Source organism: Achromobacter sp. EB05 (assembly GCF_044232075.1).
Taxonomy (GTDB): domain Bacteria; phylum Pseudomonadota; class Gammaproteobacteria; order Burkholderiales; family Burkholderiaceae_B; genus Achromobacter; species Achromobacter dolens.
Genome location: NZ_CP155917.1, coordinates 3,636,375 through 3,659,275 on the forward strand (window position 1 = coordinate 3,636,375; position 22,901 = coordinate 3,659,275).

A 22,901-nucleotide genomic window follows, 5' to 3' on the forward strand; every position below is an offset into this window, starting at 1 on the left:
ATTACAGTGTGTCGTAATGTATCGCCAGGACTCAACAGTCAAGGATTGTCAAGCGCAGGGGATCCGTGGCGGCTGCCGCCGCTTGCGCCGCGGCCGAGATACTGCGAAGGCGCGAGTCCGAAGCGTCTTTGAAATGCCTTGGAAAGCTGCGCCTCCGAACGGAACCCCGTGGCCCTGGCCAACATCTTGAGCGATTGATCCGCCTCCAGCCTGGTTCGCACCGCCTCCAGGCGCAGCGCTTCCAGGAAGTCGCGTGGCGTGAATCCGGTGGCGCGCGTGAATCCGCGGTGGAAGGTGCGCGGCGCCTGCCCCGCGACTTGAGCCATGCGCTCGACACTGATCGCTTCGGCCAGGTGTTGTCGTAGCCAATCGACCAACTCGCCATAGGCGCCGGCCTGCCCCTCCAGTATCAGGGAGTACTGCGCCTGGTTGCCTGGGCGCCTCAGTGCCAGATTCAGTTGCCGGGCAACGCGCGCGGCGAGCCAGCGCCCGGCATCCTGTTCGACCATGGCCAGGCACATGTCGATGCCCGCGGTCACGCCGCCCGAAGTCCAGAGCTTGCCATCCTGGAGGTACAGGGCATCGGCATCCACGTCCATGTCCGTGAAGTACTGCCCCAGCACTCGCGCCGACTCCCAGTGAGTCGTCACGCGCCGGCCGCCGAGCAGGCCCCAATGCGCCAACAGAAACGCGCCCGTGCATACCGAAGCCAGGCGACGCACAGGCGCGCGGGCGCGCCCTACCCAGGCCGCCAACGAGGCGTCGGCCGCGGCATGCTCCAACCCTTCGCGTTCGCCGCCGGCAATGATCAACGTGTCGATGCCGAGCGGATCGATGTCCGCCGCGGCTGCGGTATGCAAAGTCAGCCCGTTCGATAGCGTGACGGGGCCGCCGCCGCCGGACAGCACGACAACACGGTAGGGCGAGTCAACGCCCAACGCGCAGGCCATCGCAAAGACGTCCGCCGGACCCGCGATATCCAGATGTTGTGCTTTCGGAAACGCCACAATGGCGACAAGGCGTGGCGAGGCAGCGGCAGACGGCATGGCGTTCGAAGCGGTGAATGCGGAACCGGCGATCTTAACGCGGGGTTGGCAGAAAACAGCCGGATTTTGTCATTGCTGCCAACTGCGCCCGGCACGTAGGCTAACGGGATTGAGGTAGCCCTCGTCGTCTGGAAGCGGTGTGTCAATGTTCGGTAAGCGGTATCGCGTGGCCTTTTTTTATTGTGCGTTGGCTGTTGCGTCGGCTGCCGCCGCGCTTTGGATGGGGTGGGATCGCGCCGACATATCCGCGCCGATCCTGAGCGGCGAAAGCTCGCCCCCGCTACCCGATCCACGCCTGCCGGTGGCGCAGCGCAAGCCAGTGATTGCCGTCATCGCGCACAACGCCAATACCGAGCTGGTCGATTTCGTGGTGCCGTACGCGGTGCTGAAGCGATCGGGGGCCGCCGAGGTGTGGGCCCTGGGGATCGAGTCGAGACCAATACGCTTCTTTCCGGCGTTGAGCGCGCGGCCCGATGCCGATGTCGCCGCTTTCGATCAACGCCATCCCCAGGGCGCCGACTATGTCATTGTTCCCGCCGTGCATGACGACGCGGACCCGCGCCTCTTGTCCTGGGTACGTTCGCAGTCCCAAAAAGGCGCGGTGGTCATCGGCATTTGCGACGGCGCGTGGGTGCTGGCGCGGGCAGGTCTGCTGGACGGGCGCCAGGCGGTTTCGCACTGGTATTCCCGAGGCGCCCTGGCGCGCGGCTTCCCCTCGGTTCAGTGGCGGCAGGACCGGCGCTACGTGGCGGATCGAAACGTGGTGACCACCACGGGTGTCAGCGCCTCGATCCCCTTGTCGCTGGCATTGGTGGAAGTCATCGCGGGCCAATCGAAAGCCCGCGAATTGGCGCGGGACCTGAGCGAGCAAGGTTGGGAAGATACGCATGACGGATCGGCCTTTCGCTTACGGCCCGGGCATGTCGCCACAGCGGCGAAGAACGCCCTCGCCCTCTGGAACCATGAGACGTTGGTGGCGCGGCTATCGCCGGGCGCCGATGACCTGCGCCTGGCGCTCGCCGCCGACGCATTTGCGCGCACCTATCGCACCGCGGTGGTCGGCGCCACGATCGACGCGGCGCCCGTCGCGCTGGCAAGCGGCTTGATCTACCTCTCCGACGGCGGAGGATGGGGCGCGGGCGATCCCCTGCCACTGCAGGCGCGGGAACCAGGCGCAGACCGCACGGCTGCCCGACCCGTGTTGGCGGACATCCTCGAACTGCTGCGGACGCGTTATGGGCAGGACACCGCGGAATTCGTCGCGCTGCAGTTGGAGTATCCCGGACCGCGGCCTTGACCTGTGCGGGCATTCATCATCTGTCCCGCACCCGGATCGGCATTGCCCGCCGCGCTCACGACGGCTCGTCGGTGGCGGGATCGGGCGGCAAGCCAGCCTGACGACGTTGCAGCGGGCCGCGGCCGTATGCGTCCTTGCCCTGTTCGCGCCGATGCCCGCCGGCGGGGTAGCCCGACCCCGTATCCGGGTCGGGATTGGGAACGTCGCGTCCCGGCTTGTCCGCCTCGGGTTGGCCGTTATGCCGCTCGCTGTTCGACGCTGCATGAAATATTGGCTTCGACATGGTGTTCTCCGATTTCACCGGCCGCGCTGCGCCGGTGCGGGACGGGCCAGCAATTGCCATGCCGAAGGGCCGTCTCATGCCTTCGGACTCTCCCGCCGCCCGTCCTCGAACTCGATCACACTGAACTCGCCCGTCGACTCGAGATACGCCCGCCTGACGCGCGAGAGGCGGTCCACCCCTTTCAGCCGCAATTGCTCCATCAATTCACCCCGGGTGATGTGTTCGCGCCGCAGGCCGGACACAATCAACTGCCCGTCTCGAACCAGGCATACCCGCTTCGGCTCCAGCAGCCGACGCAGCGGCGGGACGTAATAGCTGACGCGATCCAGAAAATAGCTCCAACCGACAATGGTCGCCACGACGATGATCCCGTCGCCGAGCGAATACGAATCGCCGGACATCGCATTGCCCGCCGCGTCCGCGACCAACACCAGGACGAGCATGTCGGCCACGCCGAGCGACCCCAGATCGCGCCGGCCCGACGCCCGGAGCAAGGCATACAGGACCCAGTACACGGTGGTTCCGCGAATGAACATCTCGGCAAAGCCGGCCTGCAGCGCGAAGATCTCCGAAAGCTCGCTCATATCCAGGCCCCTTGTCAGCGTTGCGCCGCGCGCCACTCGGTGTAATAGGTGACCATCCTTTCCAAGGCATGCCGCGCGCTCGCCGCTCGGATGGCATTGCGGCCTCCGGTGAAGCGCAGGGTCTCCGCGTAAACCGCGGGCGCGGAATCCGCCGCCCCTTCTTTGAACACCCAGGCAAAACACTGCGTGCCCGCGGGGATTGCCGCATCGGTGTCGTCGGTCACGCCCGTGTTCGATATCGCCACGTTCGCTCGGCTGCGTCGGGCCGCGCCCAGAGCCATTTCGCCCGCGACGGCTTCGCTCGTCAGGTTGTGGGTTCTGAGCGTGCGGGCCGAAACGCCCAGGCATCGCATTTTGGCCTGGGGCGAATAGACGACGAATGCGCAATCCAGCAGCGCCCCGGCGCCGGGCACGTCCGCCAAGGTGGCGGCGATGAGTCCGGCCGTGCAGGACTCGGCAGTGACCAATGTCAGCCCTTCCCTATGCATGAAAGCCGCCACCCGCTCGATTGCATTCATCTCCCGCCTCCCGGTAGTCGAGATCTCATGCTTTCAGCAACTTCCATGCCGAGAAAGTCGCCGGCGAGGCCGCGCGCGGCGTGACACGCCCGAGCTTGCGGGACAGCCCCGGGGGAGCGATGCAGGCAGGCCCGCAATGCGCGGCGGGCCCGCGGCGCCTGGTCAGCAGTTCCCTTTCTTTGCCTGGCCCGGCGGACAGAAACCGCCGCCGCCGCCGCGGTGAGGGTCCACCACCACTGCCCCATCGGGCGTGTAGACCGCACAGCCGGCGAGAAGGGCAACCATGACGGTCAGGCTACAGAGAATTTTCATGTCAGTAACGGCGAGTTGAGGATGCGGCAGTGTATTTCGGCTCCCTGCAACCAGGGCGAAGCAGGCGTTACACGGTGTACTTCAGACCGGGACGGGTTGAGCCTTTCCGAGCCTATCGCTGGCTTTGTTATCGCCTGTAGCGGGCGCCGCTCCGCCAGGGCAACCGCTGCGAGCCTCGCCATGAACGCCTAAGTCATTGAAATAACGCGAAGTAATGAAAGGGCATAAGGAAATCCCGATTAGGGAATTTGCTTATGCCCTTTAATTATTTGCCGGGCGCATACTCGATACGCAAGAATTCGTCCTTGGCATAAAGCAAGACAGATGGAACTTCGTCAACTCGAGGCCTTCGCGGCCGTCATGTCCACGGGCAGCGTCACCGCTGCCGGGCGTCTGCTTGGCCGCTCGCAACCCGCGATCAGCCGCCTGCTGCAGGAACTGGAGGCCGAGATCGGCTATGCCCTGTTCGCCCGCAGCGGGCCGCGCGTGACCCCGACCGAGCAGGGCTTCCTGCTCTATGACGACGTCGAACGCGCCCTGTCCAGCCTGCGCCAGATCCGCGACCGGGCCGAGGAAATCGCCCGTGGCCAGGCGCAGCCGCTGCTGCTGGCGGCCACTTCGGCGCTGGCCGCCGGGCTGGTGCCGGACGCGCTCAAGCGCATCGAGCCGCACGCCAACCTCGCCCCCCGCATCGAACTGCGCAGCGCCTCGCCCGAGCGCGTGGTGCACGCCGTCCTGAGCGGTACGGCGCAACTGGGCGCGACCAGCCTGCCGCTGGAGCATCGCGGCCTGACCGTGCACTGGATCGGCCAGGCGCCCTGTGTGGTGGCGCTGCCCGAAAACGATCCCGCCGCGCGCCATGACGTGGTGCCGGTGGCCGAGCTGGCCGGGCGCCGCGTCATCACCATGGCCAATCCCTACCGCCTGCGCCGCCGGCTGGACGCGGCGCTGGGCCATGCCGCCGGCGCCATCGAAACCAATTCGTCCGTCAACGCCCTGGCCGCCGTGCGCGCGGGCCTGGGCGTGTCGGTGCTGGAACCCATTACCGCCTACGGCGCGCCGATGGCGGGCGTGGCGATCCGCCCGATCGACCTGGACATCCCCTTTTTCTTCGGGGTCATCACCTCGCAGTCGCAGCCCCTGACGCCGGCCTGCCAGGCCATGGCCGATGCGCTGGCGCAGGCCGCCGCGCAACTGCTGCCCGGCTTCGTGCTGCACGACGCCTGCCAGCACGGCGCGCTGCTGCAGTCGATCTACGGCGATGACGCCCCTCTTACGGATACCCCCGCATGAACCACCCCCTCGCTCCCGCCCCGCAAGGCCTGGCCGCGCTGGAAGCGCGCCTGCGCCAGGATTTGTCCTGGCTGGAAATCCCCGCCAAGCCCTGGGTCACGCCGCGCCTGGTCGACGGCCAGCCGGTGCTGGACGTGGCCATCATCGGCGGCGGCATGGCCGGCCTGGCCGCGGCCGCCTCGCTGACGCACCTGGGCATCGTCGCGCCGATCTTCGACCAGTCGCCCGAAGGCTATGAAGGGCCGTGGGCCACCACCGCGCGCATGGAAACCCTGCGCTCGCCCAAGCAGTTGACGGGCCCGGCGCTGGGCCTGCCCGCGCTGACCTTCCGCGCCTGGTTCGAGGCGCAGTTCGGCGCCGAGGCCTGGGACGCGCTGGACAAGATTCCGCGCCTGCAATGGATGGACTACCTGCGCTGGTACCGCCGCGTGCTGAACCTGGACGTGCGCAACCAGCACCGCGTGCTGGCCGTGCTGCCGCGCGCCGACCGGCTGGTGCAACTGGACATCGAAGCGCCCTCCGGCCGCCAGACCGTACTGGCGCGCCGCGTGGTGCTGGCCACCGGCCGCGACGGCCTGGGCGGCGCCTACGTGCCGGACTTCGCGCGCAAGCTGCCGCGCGACCGCTGGGCGCATTCGTCGGACGTGCTGGACTACGCCACCCTGGCCGGCAAGCGCGTCGGCGTGGTGGGCGCGGGCGCGTCGGCCATGGACAGCGCCGCCACCGCCCTGGAAGCGGGCGCGGCCAGCGTCGACCTGCTGATCCGCCGCGACGACATTCCGCGCATCAACAAGGGCAAGGGCGCCGGCAACCCCGGCCTGACCCACGGCCACCTGAACCTGCCCGATGAGTGGAAGTGGAAGATCCGCCACTACATCAACGCCGCCCAGGTGCCGCCGCCACGCGGCAGCACGCTGCGCGTGTCGCGCCACCCGAACGCCCGCTTCAACCTGGGCTGCGGCGTGCAGGACCTGGCGCTGGTCAATGACGAAATCCGCGTCACCACGCCCAAGGGCGTCTTCACGCTGGACTTCCTGGTGTTCTCGACCGGCTTTCGCATCGACTGGACCGTGCGGCCGGAATTCGCCGCGCTGGCGCCGCACGTGCGCGCCTGGGGCGACCGCTACACCCCGCCCGCCGGCGAGGAAGACCAGGAGTTGCATGATTCGCCCGACCTGGGCGCGGCCTTCGAATTGCAGGAGAAGACCCCGGGCGCCTGTCCGGGCCTGGACCGCGTGCACTGCTTCTCGTACCCGGCCGCGCTGACGCACGGCACCGTGTCGGGCGACATCCCCGCCATCAGCGAAGGCGCCAAGCGCCTGGCGCAGGGTATCGCGGGCCTCTTCTACCGCGAGGACGTGGCCACGCACTACGCCAACATGGAAGCGTTCGCGGAACCCGAGGTGTTCGGCGACGAATGGACGCCGGCCCCGGCGCCCGGCGCGGCCCGGCAGGCGGAGACCGCGCAATGACCGCTTGGCTGCTCCGCCGCGTGGCGCAAGCCGCGGTGGTCGTGTTCCTGATGACGCTGATCGTCTTCGTCGGGCTGCACGCCATCGGCAACCCCGTCGACATCCTGATCGGCCAGGACGTCGACCAGGTCGACCGCGCCCGCATCATCGCCGAACTGGGGCTGGACAAGCCCCTGTGGCAACAGTATCTGGGCTTTCTGAACGGGGCGCTGCACGGCAACCTGGGCAACAGCTTCGTCTACAACATCCCCGCCGTGGAACTGGTGATCCAGCGCCTGCCGGCGACCCTGGAACTGGCCATCGCCGCGCTGCTGCTGGCGGTGATCATCGGGCTGCCGCTGGGCCTGTTGGCCGGGCTGTATCCCGACAGCCGTTTCTCCAAGCTGGTGATGGCGGGCAGCATCGTCGGCTTTTCGCTGCCGACCTTCTGGGTCGCGCTGATGCTGATCATGACCTTCAGCGTGTCGCTGGGCTGGCTGCCGGCCAGCGGCCGCGGCCAGACGGTGGAATTCCTGGGCTTCCAGTGGTCGTGGCTGACGGCCGACGGCTGGCGCCACCTGATCCTCCCGGCGCTGAACCTGTCGCTGTTCAAGATCTCGCTGGTGATCCGCCTGACCCGCGCCGGCGTGCGCGACGTGATGCCGCTGGACTTCGTCAAGTTCGCCCGCGCCAAGGGCCTGTCGCCGTTCCGGGTGGTCTGTGTGCACGTGCTGCGCAACACCATGATCCCGCTGGTGACGGTGCTGGGCCTGGAGCTGGGCTCGACCATCGCCTTCGCCGTCATCACCGAAAGCATCTTCGCCTGGCCCGGCGCCGGCAAGCTGATCCTGGACAGCCTGAACGCGCTGGACCGCCCGGTGATCGTGGCCTACCTGATCGTGGTGGTGTGCCTGTTCGTGACGCTCAACCTGATCGTCGACATTCTGTACAAAGTGCTGGACCCGCGGGTGCGGCTGGAGGCCTCGGCATGAGCGCTCCGAACACTCCCCAGGCAAATGCCATGCAAAACGCCGCCCCTGCGCTGAAGCGTGAATCGCCCTGGCGCCGCAACCTGCTGGAATTCCTGTCGTCCAAGACGGCGGTGTTCGGGCTGGTGATCGCCACCCTGCTGATCCTGGCCGCCATCCTGGCGCCGTGGATCTCGCCGCAGAACCCCTACGACCTGCTGCAGATCGACGTGCTGGACGCGCGCCTGGCGCCGGGCACGATGAACGGCCTGAACACCTTCCACTACTGGCTCGGCACCGACGGCCAGGGCCGCGACCTGCTGTCGGGCATCCTGTACGGCCTGCGCATCAGCCTGATGGTGGGCGTGGGCTCGGCGCTGATCGCCGGCATCATCGGCACGCTGCTGGGCCTGCTGGCGGCGTACGCCGGCGGCAAGGTCGACGCGCTGATCATGCGGCTGGTGGACCTGATCCTGTCGTTCCCGTCTATCCTGGTGGCCATGATGATCCTGGCCTACCTGGGCAAGGGCGTGGGCAACGTGGTGCTGACGCTGGTGATCCTGGAATGGGCCTACTACGCCCGCACCGCGCGCGGCCAGGCCCTGGTCGAGCGCCGCCGCGAGTACGTCGAGGCGGCGCGCTGCCTGGACATCCCCAACTGGCGGATCATGCTCAAGCACATCCTGCCCAACTGCCTGCCGCCGCTGATCGTCATCGGCACCCTGCAGATCGCGCGCGCCATCACGCTCGAAGCCACCCTGAGCTTCCTGGGCCTGGGCGTGCCCGTGACCGAGCCGTCGCTGGGGCTGCTGATCTCCAACGGCTTCCAATACATGCTGTCCGGCGAATACTGGATCAGCTTCTACCCCGGCATCGCGCTGCTGATCACCATCGTCGCCATCAACCTGGTAGGCGACCGTCTGCGCGACGTGCTGAACCCGAGGACCCACAAATGAGCGCCGCCCGTCCCGTCGCGGCGCCGGCCGCCGCCAACGTGCCGACCCTGGAAGTGCGCAACCTGCGCACCCACTTCTTCACCCGCGCCGGCACCCTGCCCGCCGTGGACGACGTGTCGTTCACGCTGGAGCGCGGCAAGATCCTGGGCCTGGTCGGCGAGTCCGGCTCGGGCAAATCCGTGACCGGCTTTTCCATCATGGGCCTGGTGGACGCCCCCGGCCGCGTGGTCGGCGGCCAGGTGCTGTTCCAGGGCCGCGACCTGACCCAGCTGGCCCCGCGCGAACTGCGCAAGCTGCAGGGCAACCGCATCGCCATGATCTTCCAGGATCCGATGATGACGTTGAACCCGGTGCTGCGGGTCGACGTGCAGATGATCGAAACGGTGCGCGCCCACAACAGCATGAGCAAGGCGCAGGCGCGCGAGCTGGCCCGCGACACGCTCGGCATGATGGGCATTCCCAGTCCGGAAGAACGGCTGCTGGCGTATCCGCACCAGTTGTCCGGCGGCATGCGCCAGCGCGTGGCGATCGCCATCGCCATGCTGCACCGGCCCGACCTCATCATCGCCGACGAGCCGACCACGGCGCTGGATGTCACCATCCAGGCGCAGATCCTGTCCGAAGTGCAGAAGCTGGCGCAGCAACACGGCACCAGCCTCATCTGGATCACCCACGACCTGTCGGTGGTGGCGGGCCTGGCCGACGACGTGGCGGTGATGTACGCCGGCCGCATCGTCGAACACGGCAAGGTCGACGACGTGCTCGACCGTCCGCAACATCCCTACACGGTGGGCCTGATCGACAGCCTGCCCAGCAACAACCAGCGCGGCCAACGCCTGCGCCAGATTCCCGGCATGACACCCAACCTGCTCACCCTGCCCGCCGGCTGTGCCTTCGCGGCGCGCTGCGCGCGCGCCACGGCGCAATGCGGCCAGCAGCCCGCCATCACCGACGTGCTGCCCGGCCATCAGGTGCGCTGCTTTCATCCGTCGCGCCAACGGGGCGAGGTGACGGCATGAGCCAGACGACGATTCCGGATACCCGCGACGGCGCCCACGCCACCCCGCTCATCGACCTGCGCCAGGTCAGCAAGCGCTTTGGCGAACGCCCCGTCGGCGCCGCCGGCCGGGCCTTGCAGCGCCTGGGCCTGTCCAAGCCGCCCGCCATCACCCGCGCCGTCGATCATGTGGACCTGCTGGTGCGCCCCGGCGAAGTGGTCGGCCTGGTCGGCGAGTCCGGCTGCGGCAAGTCCACGCTGGGCCGCATCGCGGCCGGCCTGCTGACGCCGTCCGGCGGCGAGGTGCTGATCAACGGCCAGCGCCCGGCCGACATGACGCCGGCCCAGGCCCACGCCGCGCGCCTGAAGGTGCAGATGATCTTCCAGGACCCGTACGCGAGCCTGAACCCGCGCCTGCGCGTGGACGAGATCGTCGGCGAGGCCGCGCGCATCCACGGCCTGGTCGGCAACGGCGACTTCGACGACTACGTCAGCGCGCAACTGCAACGCGCCGGCCTCGACCCGGCCCTGCGCCAGCGCTATCCGCACCAGTTCAGCGGCGGCCAGCGCCAGCGCATCGGCATCGCCCGCGCCCTGGCGGTGCAGCCGTCGATGCTGGTGTGCGACGAGGCCGTGGCCGCGCTGGACGTGTCGATCCAGGCGCAGATCCTGAATCTGTTCATGGACCTGCGCGAACAGCTCAACCTGACGTACCTGTTCATCAGCCATGACCTGGGCGTGGTCGAGCACCTGTCGGACCGCGTGGTCATCATGTACCTGGGCCGCGTGGTCGAGACGGCGCCGGTGGACGAAGTCTTCCGCCGCCCCAACCATCCCTACACCCAGGCGCTGCTGGCCGAGATCCCCAACCTGAAATCGCGCCACAAGACCTTCACCGCCATCAAGGGAGAGATTCCCAGCCCGCTCAATCCGCCCGGCGGCTGCCACTTCCACCCGCGCTGTCCGCATGCGATGGCGCGCTGCAAAACCGAGGTTCCCACCCTGAAGGGAATCGCCATCAACCACCTGAGCGCCTGTCACCTGAACGACATGGCCTGAAAGAAGTTCCCCCTCACCAAGGACCCCGAACATGAAACGCCTGATTCTCTCGACCCTGACCGCCGCCATCCTGGGCGCGTCCGCCGCGGCCTCGGCCGACAACCTGTCGATCGGCTTTGCCGATCCGCTGTCCTCGCTCGACCCGCAACTGAACAACCACGCCGGCGACCGCTCGGTGGCTCTGCACTTCTGGGATCTGCTGATCGAGAACAAGTGGAACAAGCTGCAGCCCGGCCTGGCCGTGAGCTGGAAGCCGCTGGACAGCACCACCTGGGAATTCAAGCTGCGCGAAGGCGTCAAGTGGCAGGACGGCACGCCGTTCACCGCCGACGACCTGATCTACTCGTACACCCGCGCCCGCGCCGTGCCCGGCAGCGTGGCCACCTACGCCGGCTACCTGCGCACCATCGACACGATGACCGCCAAGGACCCGCTGACCCTGATCGTCAAGACCAAGGCGCCCAACCCCGACCTGCCCCTGAACCTGGCGTCGGTGCACGTGGTCAGCAAGCACGTCGGCGAGAAGTCCACCACCGAAGACTACAACTCGGGCAAGGCCATGATCGGCACCGGCCCCTACAAGTTCGTGTCCTACACCCCCGGCGACCGCGTCATCATGGAACGCAACGATGGCTACTGGGGCGAGAAGGCCACCTGGGACAAGGTCAACTACCGCTACATCAACAACGCCGCCGCCCGCACCGCCGCGCTGCTGGCCGGCGACGTCGACGTGATCGACAAGGTCTCGGTGTCCGACCTGGCCAAGCTGCAGAAGGCCGCCAACATCTCGGTCTACCCGTACGACGGCCTGCGCGTCATGATCCTGCAGCCCAGCTTCAACCCCGCGCCCAACCAGTACATCACCGACAACAACGGCAAGCCGCTGGACAAGAACCCGCTGCTGGACGTGCGCGTGCGCCAGGCGCTGAACCTGGCGATCAACCGCAAGGCCATCGCCGACCGCATCCTGCAGGGCGCCGCCACCGAAGCCAACCAGTGGATGCCCAAGGGCACCTTCGGCTACAACCCCGACGTCAAGGACATCCCCAACGACGTCGAAAAGGCCAAGAAGCTGCTGGCCGAAGCCGGTTTCCCCGACGGCTTCAAGCTGACCATGCACGTGCCCAACGACCGCTACCCGCAAGGCCCGGAAACGGCCCAGGCGGTGGCGCAGTTCTGGACCCGCATCGGCGTCAAGACGCAAGTGGAAGTGGTGCCATGGGCCGTGTACTCGGGCCGCGCCAACAAGAACGAATTCGCGGTCAGCATGCTGGCCTGGGGCAACGGCACGGGCGAAGCCAGCTACGCGCTGGTCAACATCCTGGCCACCGTCGACGCCAAGAAGGGCCTGGGCGCCTCCAACTGGGGCCACTACAGCAACCCCAAGGTCGACGCCGCGCTGGACCAGTCCACCTCGGAATTCGACGTGGCCAAGCGTGAAGCCATCCTGCGCGACTCGGTCAAGCTGGTGTCCGACGACGTCGGCATCATCCCGCTGTACCACTACAAGAACATCTGGGCCGCCAAGAAGGGCCTGAAGGTCACCCCCATGACCAGCGACCGCACCGCCGCCATGATGGTCACCAAGGACTCGGCCAAGTAAGGCGCGCATCATGGTTCCTACCCTGAGCATCCAACCCGCCGACGCGCTCATCGACGTGCCCCGCCAGATCCGGGTGGAGCACGTCGCGCCCGGCCAGACGGTGGAGATCACCGCCCTCACCCGCCGCAACGGCGTGCTGTGGCAAAGCCACGCCGCCTTCGTCGCGGGCGAGGACGGCGTGGTCGACCTGACGCGCGACGCGCCCGTCTCGGGCGACTACAGCGGCCTCTCGCCCATGGGCCTGGTGTGGTCGCAGTCGCCCGTGGACTCGCCCAGCCGCGAGCACTTCAACCACCCGGTCAGCGAGCCGCTGGTCACCGAAGTGGTGGCGCGCGTGGCCGGCGCCCAGAGCGTGGCGCGCTTCACCCAGCGCCTGGCGGCCGACGGCGTCACCCGCCAGGACGTGCGCGAGGAAGGACTGGTCGGCACGCTCTACCTGCCGCCCGGCGCCACGCCCGGCTCGCATCCCGCCGTGCTGATCCTGAACGGCTCGGGCGGCGGCATCAACGAACCGCGCGCCGCGCTGTATGCGTCGCGCGGCTACGCCGCCTTCGCCCTGGCCTACTTCAAGGCGCCGGGCCTGTCGGACTACATCTCCAACACGCCGCTGGAGTACTTCCAGACCGGCCTGCGCTGGCTGCGCAAGAAGGTCCAGCCCAAGCACGACTTCGTCGCCATCAGCGGCCAGTCGCGCGGCGGCGAACTGGTGCTGCTGCTGGGCGCCACCTTCCCCACGGAAGTGTCGGCGGTCGTGGCCTACGTGCCCGGCGCCGTGGTCCACAGCGGCCAGAACGCCTGCGATCCCAAGATCGGCCGCGAAGGCCCGACCTGGCTGCTGGGCGGCAAGCCCCTGCCGCACGTCTGGGAAAACAACCGCACCGCCACCTGGGCGCCGTTCGACGAAGGCCCCGCGCCGCATCGCCACGAAAAGGCCATCCTCACCGCGCTGCAGGACCCCGACGCCGTGGCCCGCGCCCGCATCAAGGTCGAGGACATCCAGGGCCCGGTGATGCTGCTGTCGGCCACCGACGACGGCTCATGGCCGTCCAGCCTGTACTCGAAGATGGTGCGCGACAAGCTGGCCGAGGTGAAGCATCCGTATCCGGTCCAATGGCTGGACTACGAGAACGGCGGCCACTCGATCCTGTTCCCCTACGTGCCCACCACCCAACTGGTCTACGCCCACCCCGTGTCCGGCAAGATCAGCACCAGCGGCGGCAACCCCAAGGACAACGCGCGCGCCGACGAGCAATCGTGGGAAGGCGTGCTGAAGTTCCTGGACGCCGCGGTCAAGGCGCGCGGCCAGGCCGCGCCGTCCGCGAGCCGCGCCGAAGCCGGCGCGGCCGCCACGCCCGGCAACCCCGGCTGAACGACATCCAAGGAGACTTTCTCAATGGCACAACCCCCCATCGTCTATGACGCCGCCCGCGACCTGGTGGACCAGCTCGTCGGCCTGAAGGCCGACAGCGCCACCTACGCCGTGCGCCACCAGCGCGACAAGGTCGCCGCCGCCACCCAGGGCAGCTACGACGCCCTGTTCGACCCGGCCCTGCCCGGCCTGACGCTGGCAGAGCGCCTGCTGGTCGCGCTGTACGCCGCGCGCCTGACGCCGTCGCCGGCGCTGGCCGCGCACTACCGCCAGCGCCTGGTCGAGGCCGGCGCCAGCGCCGCCGACATCCAGGTGGCCGAGTCCGGCAAGCCGGCGGACGCCGCCGACCCGCGCCTGGCCGCGATCCTGGAGTTCACCCGCAAGCTGATCGAAAAGCCCGTCGAAGGCGACGAGGCGGCCCTCAAGACCCTGCCGGCCGCCGGCGTCTCCACGCCCGCCGTGGTCACGCTGTCGCAACTGGTGGCGTTCCTGTCGTATCAGGTGCGCCTGGTCGCCGGCCTGCAGGCCATGCTGGCGCTGGAAACCAAGCCGATTGCGGCCGGTACCCCGCCCGCGCCCTTCCCGGCCAACACCGCCGCCACCGAACCTGGTGACGTCATCAAGGCCCACGGCTTCACCAACGAAGTGCTGGAGTGGAAGGCGTGGCTGGACGTGGTCCAGGTCGACAGCGCCACGCCCGAGCAGATCGCGGTCCTGGAAGAAAGCCACCCCAAGGCCAAGGTCTCGGATTACTACCTGTTCCTGGTGCACCAGCCCGAGATCCTGCGCCAGCGCTCCACCGCGTTCAACGCCATCATGTACGCGCCCGGCGGCCTGTCGCGCGCCGAGCGTGAACTGGGCGCGACCGTGGTGTCGCGCGTCAACGGCTGCGTCTACTGCGCCTCGGTGCACGCGCAGCGCTTCGAGCAACTGGCCAAGCGCAATGACGTGATCGCGCAGGTGTTCGAAAATCCGGCCACCGCCGGCACCACCGCGCGCGAACTGGCGATCGGCAAGTTCTCGATCCAGATCACCGATGCGCCGGCCTCGGTGGATGCGGCCAGCATCCAGGCGTTGAAGGACGTGGGCCTGAGCGACGGCGAAGTGCTGGACCTGCTGCATTCGGACGCGATCTTCGCGTGGGCCAACCGGTTGATGTTGAACCTGGGCGAGCCGGTGGTCGTGCAGGTCTGACGATCGCGCGCGCATCGCGCCGCGCAGTACCTGGACAGGCCGCGTTTTCGCGGCCTGTCTGCTTTGCGGCTCGCGGTTGATGTCCGTCATCCGCAGGCGGCCGACAACGCAGCGGCGTGCCGGTTGAACCGCGCGCCCGCCTACTTCTGCCGCGCCTCAACCCGCTGCGACAGCAGGTCGTAGAACAGCCGCGCCACCGGATTCAAGGTCTTGCCGCGCGGATGGATCAGCCCGATCGTGCGGCTCACGGCGGGGTTGCGCAGCGGCACGCTGACCAGCGTGCCGTGGTCCTCATCCGGCATCGCCAGGCGCGGCACCACGCCCACGCCCAGGCCCGCCTCCACCATGCTGACCAGCGCCGGCACGTGCTGCACCTCGCAGAAATGGCGCGGCCGGCTGCCACTGTGCACCAGCGCCTGGTCCATCAGGAAACGATTGCCGCTGCCCTGCGCCAGCGTGATGTACGGATGCGCCTCCAGGTCGGCCCAATCCACCGACTTGCGTTTGGCCAGCGGATGCTTGCGGCTCACCGCCGCCACGAACGGCTCTTCCAGCAGCGGCTTGAACTCGATCTCCGCGTCATTGGCGCCGATGTAGGTCAGCCCGAAATCCGCGTCGCCGCGCGCCACCGCCGTCAGCACCTGCGAGGACGACTCGTCGATGATGCGGATGCGGATGCGCGGATAGCTGGCGTGGTATTCGCGGATCACATCCGGCAGGAAATACGCCACCGCCGACGGCACGCAGGCAATCGTCACCATGCCCGACAACCGCTCGGCCACGTCGCGGATGCCGACCAGCGCGCTCTCCAGCTCATTCAGCACGCTGCGGGCGCGCGGCACGAAGCCGCGCCCGAGGGTGGTCAGCTCGACCTTGCGCGTGGTGCGCGTCATCAGTTGCACGCCCAGCGCCGCCTCCAGCTTGTCCACGCGACGCGACAGCGCCGACTGCGACAGGTGCAGCGCCTCGGACGCGGCGCGGAAACTGCCCAGGTCGGCCACCGCCAGAAAGGCGCGCAGATCGGCAAGATCGAAATTCATGCGTTTTCATCAAGAATTGAACGAATTTTTGCACTTTACTCGATTCCGAGGGCGGGGCACGATGTCTCCCAGCCGCAACCAATAGCGGCCCGAACAGGAGACCCGCCCATGAAGCCGTTACGGAGAGCCTGCCTGCGCACCGCGCTGGCGCTGGCCGCCGCCCCCTTGTTGTCGTCCGCCCCCTTCTCGGCCCACGCCGACGCCTGGCCGCAACGCCCCATCCGCCTGCTGGTGCCCTACGGCCCCGGCGGCAGTTCCGACGTGGTGGCGCGCGCCGTCGCCGTGGAAATGTCGCGCGACCTGGGCCAGCAGGTCATCGTCGAGAACAAGGGCGGCGGCCAGGGCAGCATCGCCACGGTGGAAGCGGCGCGCGCCCGGCCCGACGGCTACACGCTGATCCTGGGCCACGTCGGCACCCTGGCGGTGAACCCGACCATGATGCCCAACCTGTCGTATGACCCGCGCCGCGACTTCGCCCCGATCATCCTGCTGGCCAAGCTGCCCATGGTGTTCGCCGTGGGCGCCAAGGTGCCGGCCGCCACCCTGCCCGAATTCGTGGCGCTGGCGCGCGCCAAGCCGGGCGTCCTGAACTACGGCTCGGCCGGCAACGGCAGCGCCGGCCACCTGGCCTTCGAAATGCTCAAGACCGCCGCCGCCATCGACGTGGTGCATGTGCCGTACAAGGGCACCGGCGCCCAGGTCACCGACCTGCTGGCCGGCAACATCGACGCCGCCGCGGCCGGCATTCCCGGCCTGCTGCCGCATGCGCAGGCCGGCAAGATCAAGATCGTGGCCGTCGGCTCGGCCCAGCGCCTGCCGATCCTGCCGGACGTGCCCACCGTGGCGGAGCAGGGCTACCCCGGCTTCGAAAGCTCGCAGTGGTTCGGCCTGCTGGCCCCGGCCGGCACGCCGCAGGAAGCGATCTCGCGCCTGCAGGCCGCCGCCCAGCGCGCCCTGCGGACCGACGCCGTGCGCCAGCGCCTGGCCCATGACGCCGCCGAGCCTTCCGGCGCCGGCCCGGCCGAATTCGCCGCCTTCATCGACGCCGAAGAGCGCCGCTGGAGCCAGGTGGTGAAAGACGCCCGTCTTTCCGCCGAATAAGTCCCCCCTCTTTTCTCACACAAGGATTGCTGATCATGGCCGCCACTGCTGGCTCCCCCTCCCTCGTCCCGGAAACCGAACTGCGCGAGCTTGGCGTGCGCGCCTTCGAAGGCCTGGGCCTGCCGCGCCAGGACGCCGTCGACGTGGTCGACATCCTGGTGCTGGCCGATCTGTTCGGCCTGTCCACCCACGGCCTGTCGCGCATCGAATCGTACGGCGAGCGCCTGCAGGTCGGCGGCATCAACCGCCAGGCCCGCATCCGCGTGGACAGCCCCGCCCCCGCGCTGCGCCTGGTCGACGGCGACAACGGCGTCGGCCCGCTGGTCGGCATGCACGCGCTGCGCGCCGCCATGCAAGCCGCCAGCGAATGCGGCGTGGGCCTGGCGTTCGCCCGCCAGAGCAACCATTTCGGCCCGATCTCGCCCTACGGCCTGATCGCCGCAGAGGCCGGTTACGCCAGCATCATCGGCAGCAACGCCACCACCACCATCGCCCCCTGGGGCGGCACCGACGCGCGCGTCGGCAACAGCCCCATCGGCTTTGCCGTGCCGAATCCGAACGGCGCGCACTTCCTGCTCGACATGGCCATGAGCGTGGTGGCCCGCGCCAAGATCCGCAACGCCCTGAAGGCCGGCCAGGCCATCCCCGACACCTGGGCCACCGACGCCCAGGGCCAACCGACCACCGATCCCAGGCAGGCACTGGACGGCTTCCTGCTGCCGATCGGCGGCCACAAAGGCTACGGCCTGGCGCTGATGGTGGACCTGTTCGCCGGCCTGCTGTCCAACGCCGCCTACCTCACCCACGTCAAATCCTGGGTCGACGCGCCCGACGAACCGCAGAACCTGGGCCACTTCTTCCTGCTGATCGACACCCGCCGCCTGGGCTCGACCCAATGGCTGGCCGAACGCATGAACGACTTCGCCGCCATCCTGCACGCCAGCCCGGCCGCCGACCCGGCCCGCCCCGTGATCCAGCCCGGCGAGATCGAACTGGCCAAGCTGGCGCGCCAGCGCACCCACGGCATCGAAGTGGCCGCGGACGTCCTGGCCCTGCTGCGCCAACACGCCGGCCAGGGCTGAGCCGGCATCCCGGAGGAGACCGACAACATGAAGAACATCGCCCGACTCACCCTGGTCCTGGCGGCGGCGCTGGCCGCGCCGCTGGCCGGCGCCGCCGACTACCCGAGCCAGCCGATCCGCCTGATCGTGCCCTACGTGGCCGGCGGCGCGGCCGACATCACCGCGCGCGTGGTCGCCGCCCGCATGGCCAAGACCCTGAAGGGCACCATCGTGGTCGAGAACAAGCCCGGCGCCAACGGCATGATCGGCACCGACTTCGTCGCCAAGGCCGCGCCCGACGGCTACACCCTGCTGCTGGACGCCAGCGGCCCGCTGGTGGTCAACCCGTCGCTGTACAAGAAAACGCCCTATGACCCGCTGAAGGATTTCGCCCCGATCAGCCAGATCACCAGCTACCAGTACGCGCTGGTGGTGCCGCAGCAATCGCCCGCGCACAGCATCGACGACCTGCTCGCCGCCGCCCGCAAGAAACCCGGCGCCGTCACCTATGGCTCGGCCGGCCTGGGCGCTGGCGGCCACCTCGCCGGCGAACTGCTGGCCCTGCGCACCGGCACCCAACTGACGCACGTACCCTACAAGGGCAACGCCCAGGCCCTGACCGACGTGCTGGGCGGGCAACTGTCGTTCACCTTCGACACCACCGTCACCGCCGCCCCGCACATCCAGTCCGGCAAGCTGCGCGCCTACGCCGTCACCGGCCCGCGCCGCGCCTCCAGCCTGCCCGACCTGCCCACCATGCAGGAACTCGGCTACAAGGACTTCGTCATCACCCAGTTCCAGGGCCTGCTGGCGCCGGCCGGCACCGATCCGCGCATCATCGCCACCCTGCACGACGCCGTGATCCAGGCGGTGAAGGACCCGGAAGTGGTGCGCAAGCTGGCCACCGAAGGCGGCAACGAAATCATCGCCGGCACGCCCGAGGAATTCACGCGCCAGCTGCGCGACGACCTGCAACGCTACCGCCAACTGATCAGCGAAGCCCACATCACCGCGGAGTGACCCCATGTACCAGATCGACATCCTGATCCAGGGCTACCCCGGCCGCGCCGTCTGCCATGGCGGCCTGGGCTGGAGCACCAGCACCCTGCTGCGCTCGGACCGCCACAGGATCCTGGTGGACGTCGGCGCGTTCGGCGCGCGCCACCTGCTTAGCCGCCATCTGGACGCCTGCGGCGTCGCGCCCGCCGACATCACCGACGTCGTCCTCACGCACGCCCACTACGACCACGCCGTCAACTTCACGCTGTTCCCCAACGCCACCGTCTGGATCGGCGCGCGGGAACTCGAATGGGCCGCCGCGCAGCCACCGGGCTTCAACCCGCTGCCCGAACTGTACGTGCGCGAACTCGACCGGCTGGACCGCGTGCGCCGTATCGGCGACGGCGACGCCTTCCTGCCCGGCATCACCGCCATCGCCGCGCCCGGCCATACCCCGGGCCACCTGCTGTTCTACGTCGACGATCCGCGCCAGCCCATCCTCTTCACCGGCGACGCCGCCAAGAACCGCGCCGAACTGGTCTCGGGCCAGGTGGTCGACACCGCCGACGCCGCCGCCAGCCATGCCAGCCTGGAACGCATCTGGGAATGGTGGCGCAAGCGGCCCGGCACGCTGCTGGTGCCGGGCCATGACCTGGGCATGAAGCTCGACGCCGATGGCGCGCCGGTCTATGTCGGCGAGCGCCGCGCCGCGATCAATGCGTGGTTCGGGGATGACCTGGAGCCGCAACGGATCGACCTGTGCTGTGCGCCGGGTGCGGGGCGGTACAGCGTGTGAGTTGGCGGCTAAACGGAGAGAGCCATCTGCTATCACCCTTCAGCCGTCGTTGTCGCCTCGTGAACTATCCGCTATGGCCTTGAGCCGTCCTCAGCCGCCTGTGAGCCTTCCGCCACGGCAGGCTGCCATCCGCAACCACCTTTGAACCTCCCACTGCCCTCCGCGAACACCACCATGACTGCGCTTTCCAGTACCGCCGCCCTTTCCAACGCCCCCGCCCATTCCGGCGCCACCAGCATCCCCGCCGACATCGTCAGGGCCTTCACCCCCACCGGCGCGCTGCGCGCCACCATCAACCTCGGCAACCCCATCCTGGCCACCCGCGACGGCAGCGGCGCGGCCGCCGGCGTCTCCGTCGACCTGGCCCGCGCCTTCGCGCAGCGGCTCGGCGTGGCCCTGGAACTCATCGTCCTGGACAGCGCCGGCAAGGCCGTCGACACCGTCAGCCAGGACGCCGCCGACATCGGCTTCTTCGCCATCGACCCCAAGCGCGCCACCGGCATCGCCTTCACCGACGCCTACGTCCTGATCGAAGGCGCCTACCTGGTGCGCAACGATTCGCCCCTGCGCGAGATCTCCGAGGTCGACGACCCGCGCCACCGCGTCACCGTCGGCCTGGGCAGCGCCTACGACCTCTACCTGACGCGCGAACTGCAACGCGCCGCCATCACCCGCGCCGCCACCTCGCCCACCGTGGTCGACACCTTCCTGCAGACCGGCACCGACGTCGCCGCCGGCGTGCGCCAGCAACTGGAAGCCGACGCCCGCCGCCTGGGCGGCCTGCGCCTGCTGCCCGGCAGCTTCATGACCATCCGCCAGGCCATGGGCCTGCCGCGCGGGCGCGGCGAAGCGGCGGCGCGCGTCCTGGCCGACTTCGTCGAAGACATGAAACGCAGCGGCTTCGTGGCCCAGGCCCTGGCCCGCCACGGCATCGACGGCGCAGCCGTCGCGCCGGCTGCCGGCGGATAGCCGCCGGCTAGTCGGCCGACCCGCGCACGGCTCAACGCCAAGCTGGCCCGCCCTGTCGGCTGCCGGACGAGGAGTCACCGGTTTCGTTAAAATGACGCTTTCCGCCTATTCATGCGCCCCGCCCCACGCGGGGCGCATTGCCTTACCCCCATGTCCGACAAAACCCACGACATCCGCCCCGGCCAGTCGATCGAACTGCTCAAGGCCCTGCACATCCTGACCCGCGACGGCAAGATGAACCAGGACAGCCGCCGCAAGCTCAAGCAGGTCTACCACCTGTTCCAGTTCATCGAACCGCTGCTCAAGGACGTCCAGCAACAGCGCGGCGCCGTCACGCTTGCCGACCACGGCGCGGGCAAGTCGTACCTGGGCTTCATCCTGTACGACCTGTTCTTCAAGGATCAGCCGGACGCGCTGAAGAACGGCTCGCACATCTACGGCATCGAAACCCGCGAGGAACTGGTCAAGTCATCGGAAGAACTGGCCACGCGCCTGGGCTTTGACGGCATGTCGTTCCTGAACCTGTCGGTGGCCGAGTCCATCACCTCCGACAAACTGCCCGCCACCATCGACGTGGTCACGGCCCTGCACGCCTGCAACACCGCCACCGACGACGCGATCCATTTCGCGCTGGAGAAAAAGGCCAAGTACATCGTGGTCGTGCCCTGCTGCCAGGCGGAAGTGGCGTCGGTGCTACGCAAGAACAAAGCCAAGGCGCTCGCCGATCCGCTGGCGGAAATCTGGCGGCATCCGCTGCATACGCGGGAGTTCGGCAGCCAGATCACGAACGTGCTGCGGTGCTTGCAGCTCGAAGCGCACGGGTATCAGGTCAGCGTGACGGAGCTGGTGGGGTGGGAGCATTCGATGAAGAATGAGCTGATCATCGCGCAGTACAAGGATCTGCCGCGTCGGAAGCCGGCGGAACGGCTGACGGAGATGCTGGATCGGATCGGGTTGCAGGAGTTGAAGGATCGGTTTTTCCTGCCTGAAGGCGCTTGAGAATTGAAAAAGGACCTTGCGAGGTCCTTTTCTTATTGAACGCTCGTCTCGGATAGGGATGAGAATGTCACCCTTGGCATTGCTGCCAATGTGCGTCACGCCCATACTCATCTTGCGATCGCAACAACGATCGTCCGGATTGACAGCCGGAATGACCTTGGGCGGACAGCCGCTGCAATAGCGGCGTTTTCATGTTCGTAGGCTGACGCACGTCCCTCCTATGGGCGAGCCTAGGCTGGGGCACGTTCACGTGCGCCGGTTTCCCCATGGTCATCGGTCTGTCAACCCGGCCTTGCGCTCGCCCGCCCCGACTGACGACGGGGCGCGAGCTTAACGACATAGGCAGCCGCGATGAACGACCACTCTCACACCCTCGACCGCTGGGCCACGCCGGATGATCCGGAGAGTGTCCCTATTCGATTTGCAGATCTTCGGAAGATAGAACGGGCTTGCCTGGGCATCTGGGCCATCGCCCGGATCGTGGGCAATAGCGCAACAGAACCCGAGAGCACCGGCGCGGAACCGCTGGAACCGTGGATCAGCGCCAACTTGCTAGGCGGCATTGAGAGCCTCTGCGATCACATTGCGGATCTTGCAGAGTCGGCTATGGACGGGGCGCGGTTGGATATTGGGGTGGCGATGACGGAAGGGTCATTGCATTGATTGGCGCGGTTGCGGTGTGCTTGGCGCCATCGGGATGCCAGCACGTCGCAAGGGTGGGCAATCGAAAGGATGCCGGGCCACCCGCCACGCCACCGCCTGCGCTGAGCTATCGCTCAATCCCCCGAGCTTCTACGCAACCGATCAGTCGAAGCCTTATTCAGGCGTTTCGCCTCAGATTCCGCGTAATCTTCTTCGCCCGGTTCATACTTGCCGTCATACATGCAACTGCTGCGATTCCAGCGGCATTCGTTGGTCAGTGAACAGCCGGAAGTCAGCGCGGCGAGAAACAGAACGACACCGCAACGGCCTAGGGTTTGAATCGACATGGGGCTCCTTGGTTGTC

The 22,901-nt window shown here is 68.2% G+C and carries 23 protein-coding genes; 17 read left to right on the top strand and 6 right to left on the bottom strand.

Going from position 1 to position 22,901, the window contains the following annotated elements; genetic code table 11:
- Positions 1 to 38: 38 nt before the first annotated feature.
- A complete protein-coding gene (locus tag AAID08_RS16560) occupies positions 39 to 1,046 on the bottom strand; it encodes a GlxA family transcriptional regulator (RefSeq protein WP_395756648.1) in 1,008 nt (335 codons plus the stop codon).
- Positions 1,047 to 1,191: 145 nt separating this feature from the next.
- Here AAID08_RS16560 and AAID08_RS16565 point away from each other — a divergent pair, with 145 nt between their 5' ends.
- Positions 1,192 to 2,343, top strand: coding sequence for a DJ-1/PfpI family protein (locus AAID08_RS16565; protein WP_395756649.1), 1,152 nt, complete (start codon positions 1,192 to 1,194; stop codon positions 2,341 to 2,343).
- 55 nt (positions 2,344 to 2,398) lie between these two features.
- Here AAID08_RS16565 and AAID08_RS16570 read toward each other — a convergent pair whose 3' ends face one another.
- The 3 genes from AAID08_RS16570 to AAID08_RS16580 all read right to left on the bottom strand — a co-directional run bounded on the left by AAID08_RS16570 (position 2,399) and on the right by AAID08_RS16580 (position 3,728).
- A complete protein-coding gene (locus tag AAID08_RS16570; protein ID WP_116792470.1) occupies positions 2,399 to 2,626 on the bottom strand; it encodes a hypothetical protein in 228 nt (75 codons plus the stop codon).
- A 74-nt stretch (positions 2,627 to 2,700) separates the two neighbouring features.
- Complete coding sequence (locus tag AAID08_RS16575; protein WP_395756650.1) at positions 2,701 to 3,210, bottom strand: DUF421 domain-containing protein; 510 nt, start codon at positions 3,208 to 3,210, stop codon at positions 2,701 to 2,703.
- A 14-nt stretch (positions 3,211 to 3,224) separates the two neighbouring features.
- On the bottom strand, positions 3,225 to 3,728 hold the full coding sequence (locus tag AAID08_RS16580) for a CinA family protein (RefSeq protein ID WP_175166848.1): 504 nt from the start codon (positions 3,726 to 3,728) through the stop codon (positions 3,225 to 3,227).
- Positions 3,729 to 4,364: 636 nt separating this feature from the next.
- Here AAID08_RS16580 and AAID08_RS16585 point away from each other — a divergent pair.
- The 9 genes from AAID08_RS16585 to AAID08_RS16625 are packed head-to-tail and all read left to right on the top strand — an operon-like array spanning position 4,365 to position 14,930.
- Positions 4,365 to 5,333, top strand: coding sequence for a LysR family transcriptional regulator (locus AAID08_RS16585; RefSeq protein WP_395756651.1), 969 nt, complete (start codon positions 4,365 to 4,367; stop codon positions 5,331 to 5,333).
- A complete protein-coding gene (locus AAID08_RS16590; RefSeq protein ID WP_395756652.1) occupies positions 5,330 to 6,805 on the top strand; it encodes a SidA/IucD/PvdA family monooxygenase in 1,476 nt (491 codons plus the stop codon). The genes AAID08_RS16585 and AAID08_RS16590 overlap by 4 nt, the downstream gene beginning before the upstream one ends.
- A complete protein-coding gene (locus AAID08_RS16595) occupies positions 6,802 to 7,776 on the top strand; it encodes an ABC transporter permease (RefSeq protein WP_006387061.1) in 975 nt (324 codons plus the stop codon). The genes AAID08_RS16590 and AAID08_RS16595 overlap by 4 nt, the downstream gene beginning before the upstream one ends.
- A gap of 29 nt (positions 7,777 to 7,805) precedes the next feature.
- Entirely contained in the window at positions 7,806 to 8,708 is a 903-nt protein-coding gene (locus tag AAID08_RS16600; RefSeq protein ID WP_395756653.1) for an ABC transporter permease, read from the top strand.
- A complete protein-coding gene (locus AAID08_RS16605; protein ID WP_020928177.1) occupies positions 8,705 to 9,727 on the top strand; it encodes an ABC transporter ATP-binding protein in 1,023 nt (340 codons plus the stop codon). The genes AAID08_RS16600 and AAID08_RS16605 overlap by 4 nt, the downstream gene beginning before the upstream one ends.
- On the top strand, positions 9,724 to 10,764 hold the full coding sequence (locus AAID08_RS16610; protein WP_144657831.1) for an ABC transporter ATP-binding protein: 1,041 nt from the start codon (positions 9,724 to 9,726) through the stop codon (positions 10,762 to 10,764). Before AAID08_RS16605 ends, AAID08_RS16610 begins: the two co-directional genes overlap by 4 nt.
- Positions 10,765 to 10,795: 31 nt before the next feature.
- Positions 10,796 to 12,367, top strand: a complete 1,572-nt coding sequence (locus AAID08_RS16615) for an ABC transporter substrate-binding protein (protein ID WP_049054664.1) — start codon at positions 10,796 to 10,798, stop codon at positions 12,365 to 12,367.
- 10 nt (positions 12,368 to 12,377) lie between these two features.
- Positions 12,378 to 13,736 (top strand): acyl-CoA thioester hydrolase/BAAT C-terminal domain-containing protein, encoded by a 1,359-nt coding sequence (locus AAID08_RS16620; RefSeq protein WP_395756654.1) that lies wholly within the window; start codon positions 12,378 to 12,380, stop codon positions 13,734 to 13,736.
- Positions 13,737 to 13,760: 24 nt separating this feature from the next.
- The gene (locus AAID08_RS16625) at positions 13,761 to 14,930 is read left to right on the top strand and encodes a CMD domain protein (RefSeq protein WP_395756655.1); all 1,170 of its coding nucleotides are present in this window, start codon (positions 13,761 to 13,763) and stop codon (positions 14,928 to 14,930) included.
- 140 nt (positions 14,931 to 15,070) lie between these two features.
- On the opposite strand, the gene AAID08_RS16630 is transcribed toward AAID08_RS16625, so the two are convergent.
- The gene (locus tag AAID08_RS16630) at positions 15,071 to 15,970 is read right to left on the bottom strand and encodes a LysR family transcriptional regulator (RefSeq protein WP_006387054.1); all 900 of its coding nucleotides are present in this window, start codon (positions 15,968 to 15,970) and stop codon (positions 15,071 to 15,073) included.
- A gap of 108 nt (positions 15,971 to 16,078) precedes the next feature.
- Here AAID08_RS16630 and AAID08_RS16635 point away from each other — a divergent pair, with 108 nt between their 5' ends.
- From AAID08_RS16635 to AAID08_RS16665, 7 genes are all read left to right on the top strand, one after another.
- Positions 16,079 to 17,071, top strand: a complete 993-nt coding sequence (locus tag AAID08_RS16635) for a tripartite tricarboxylate transporter substrate binding protein (RefSeq protein WP_024069315.1) — start codon at positions 16,079 to 16,081, stop codon at positions 17,069 to 17,071.
- 35 nt (positions 17,072 to 17,106) lie between these two features.
- Positions 17,107 to 18,153 (top strand): Ldh family oxidoreductase, encoded by a 1,047-nt coding sequence (locus AAID08_RS16640; RefSeq protein WP_395756656.1) that lies wholly within the window; start codon positions 17,107 to 17,109, stop codon positions 18,151 to 18,153.
- Between the two features lie 27 nt (positions 18,154 to 18,180).
- A complete protein-coding gene (locus AAID08_RS16645; RefSeq protein WP_395756657.1) occupies positions 18,181 to 19,152 on the top strand; it encodes a Bug family tripartite tricarboxylate transporter substrate binding protein in 972 nt (323 codons plus the stop codon).
- 4 nt (positions 19,153 to 19,156) lie between these two features.
- Positions 19,157 to 19,927, top strand: a complete 771-nt coding sequence (locus tag AAID08_RS16650; protein ID WP_395756658.1) for an MBL fold metallo-hydrolase — start codon at positions 19,157 to 19,159, stop codon at positions 19,925 to 19,927.
- A 174-nt stretch (positions 19,928 to 20,101) separates the two neighbouring features.
- Positions 20,102 to 20,896 (top strand): transporter substrate-binding domain-containing protein, encoded by a 795-nt coding sequence (locus AAID08_RS16655; RefSeq protein ID WP_395756659.1) that lies wholly within the window; start codon positions 20,102 to 20,104, stop codon positions 20,894 to 20,896.
- A 150-nt stretch (positions 20,897 to 21,046) separates the two neighbouring features.
- Complete coding sequence (locus AAID08_RS16660) at positions 21,047 to 21,895, top strand: class I SAM-dependent methyltransferase (RefSeq protein WP_395756660.1); 849 nt, start codon at positions 21,047 to 21,049, stop codon at positions 21,893 to 21,895.
- A 351-nt stretch (positions 21,896 to 22,246) separates the two neighbouring features.
- Positions 22,247 to 22,558: a hypothetical protein gene (locus tag AAID08_RS16665; RefSeq protein ID WP_395756661.1), complete on the top strand. Its 312-nt coding sequence runs from the start codon at positions 22,247 to 22,249 to the stop codon at positions 22,556 to 22,558.
- A 113-nt stretch (positions 22,559 to 22,671) separates the two neighbouring features.
- Here the strand turns inward: AAID08_RS16665 and AAID08_RS16670 are convergent, their stop codons facing one another.
- Positions 22,672 to 22,884 (bottom strand): hypothetical protein, encoded by a 213-nt coding sequence (locus tag AAID08_RS16670; protein WP_054415713.1) that lies wholly within the window; start codon positions 22,882 to 22,884, stop codon positions 22,672 to 22,674.
- Between the last annotated feature and the right edge of the window lie 17 nt (positions 22,885 to 22,901).

Excerpts from the sequence above, each read along its gene's own strand:
- AAID08_RS16560 (WP_395756648.1), bottom strand. The coding sequence starts at position 1,046 with ATGCCGTCTGCCGCTGCCTCGCCACGCCTTGTCGCCATTGTGGCGTTT.
- AAID08_RS16565 (WP_395756649.1), top strand. The coding sequence starts at position 1,192 with ATGTTCGGTAAGCGGTATCGCGTGGCCTTTTTTTATTGTGCGTTGGCT.
- AAID08_RS16570 (WP_116792470.1), bottom strand. The coding sequence starts at position 2,626 with ATGTCGAAGCCAATATTTCATGCAGCGTCGAACAGCGAGCGGCATAAC.
- AAID08_RS16575 (WP_395756650.1), bottom strand. The coding sequence starts at position 3,210 with ATGAGCGAGCTTTCGGAGATCTTCGCGCTGCAGGCCGGCTTTGCCGAG.
- AAID08_RS16580 (WP_175166848.1), bottom strand. The coding sequence starts at position 3,728 with ATGAATGCAATCGAGCGGGTGGCGGCTTTCATGCATAGGGAAGGGCTG.
- AAID08_RS16585 (WP_395756651.1), top strand. The coding sequence starts at position 4,365 with ATGGAACTTCGTCAACTCGAGGCCTTCGCGGCCGTCATGTCCACGGGC.
- AAID08_RS16590 (WP_395756652.1), top strand. The coding sequence starts at position 5,330 with ATGAACCACCCCCTCGCTCCCGCCCCGCAAGGCCTGGCCGCGCTGGAA.
- AAID08_RS16595 (WP_006387061.1), top strand. The coding sequence starts at position 6,802 with ATGACCGCTTGGCTGCTCCGCCGCGTGGCGCAAGCCGCGGTGGTCGTG.
- AAID08_RS16600 (WP_395756653.1), top strand. The coding sequence starts at position 7,806 with ATGCAAAACGCCGCCCCTGCGCTGAAGCGTGAATCGCCCTGGCGCCGC.
- AAID08_RS16605 (WP_020928177.1), top strand. The coding sequence starts at position 8,705 with ATGAGCGCCGCCCGTCCCGTCGCGGCGCCGGCCGCCGCCAACGTGCCG.
- AAID08_RS16610 (WP_144657831.1), top strand. The coding sequence starts at position 9,724 with ATGAGCCAGACGACGATTCCGGATACCCGCGACGGCGCCCACGCCACC.
- AAID08_RS16615 (WP_049054664.1), top strand. The coding sequence starts at position 10,796 with ATGAAACGCCTGATTCTCTCGACCCTGACCGCCGCCATCCTGGGCGCG.
- AAID08_RS16620 (WP_395756654.1), top strand. The coding sequence starts at position 12,378 with ATGGTTCCTACCCTGAGCATCCAACCCGCCGACGCGCTCATCGACGTG.
- AAID08_RS16625 (WP_395756655.1), top strand. The coding sequence starts at position 13,761 with ATGGCACAACCCCCCATCGTCTATGACGCCGCCCGCGACCTGGTGGAC.
- AAID08_RS16630 (WP_006387054.1), bottom strand. The coding sequence starts at position 15,970 with ATGAATTTCGATCTTGCCGATCTGCGCGCCTTTCTGGCGGTGGCCGAC.
- AAID08_RS16635 (WP_024069315.1), top strand. The coding sequence starts at position 16,079 with ATGAAGCCGTTACGGAGAGCCTGCCTGCGCACCGCGCTGGCGCTGGCC.
- AAID08_RS16640 (WP_395756656.1), top strand. The coding sequence starts at position 17,107 with ATGGCCGCCACTGCTGGCTCCCCCTCCCTCGTCCCGGAAACCGAACTG.
- AAID08_RS16645 (WP_395756657.1), top strand. The coding sequence starts at position 18,181 with ATGAAGAACATCGCCCGACTCACCCTGGTCCTGGCGGCGGCGCTGGCC.
- AAID08_RS16650 (WP_395756658.1), top strand. The coding sequence starts at position 19,157 with ATGTACCAGATCGACATCCTGATCCAGGGCTACCCCGGCCGCGCCGTC.
- AAID08_RS16655 (WP_395756659.1), top strand. The coding sequence starts at position 20,102 with ATGACTGCGCTTTCCAGTACCGCCGCCCTTTCCAACGCCCCCGCCCAT.
- AAID08_RS16660 (WP_395756660.1), top strand. The coding sequence starts at position 21,047 with ATGTCCGACAAAACCCACGACATCCGCCCCGGCCAGTCGATCGAACTG.
- AAID08_RS16665 (WP_395756661.1), top strand. The coding sequence starts at position 22,247 with ATGAACGACCACTCTCACACCCTCGACCGCTGGGCCACGCCGGATGAT.
- AAID08_RS16670 (WP_054415713.1), bottom strand. The coding sequence starts at position 22,884 with ATGTCGATTCAAACCCTAGGCCGTTGCGGTGTCGTTCTGTTTCTCGCC.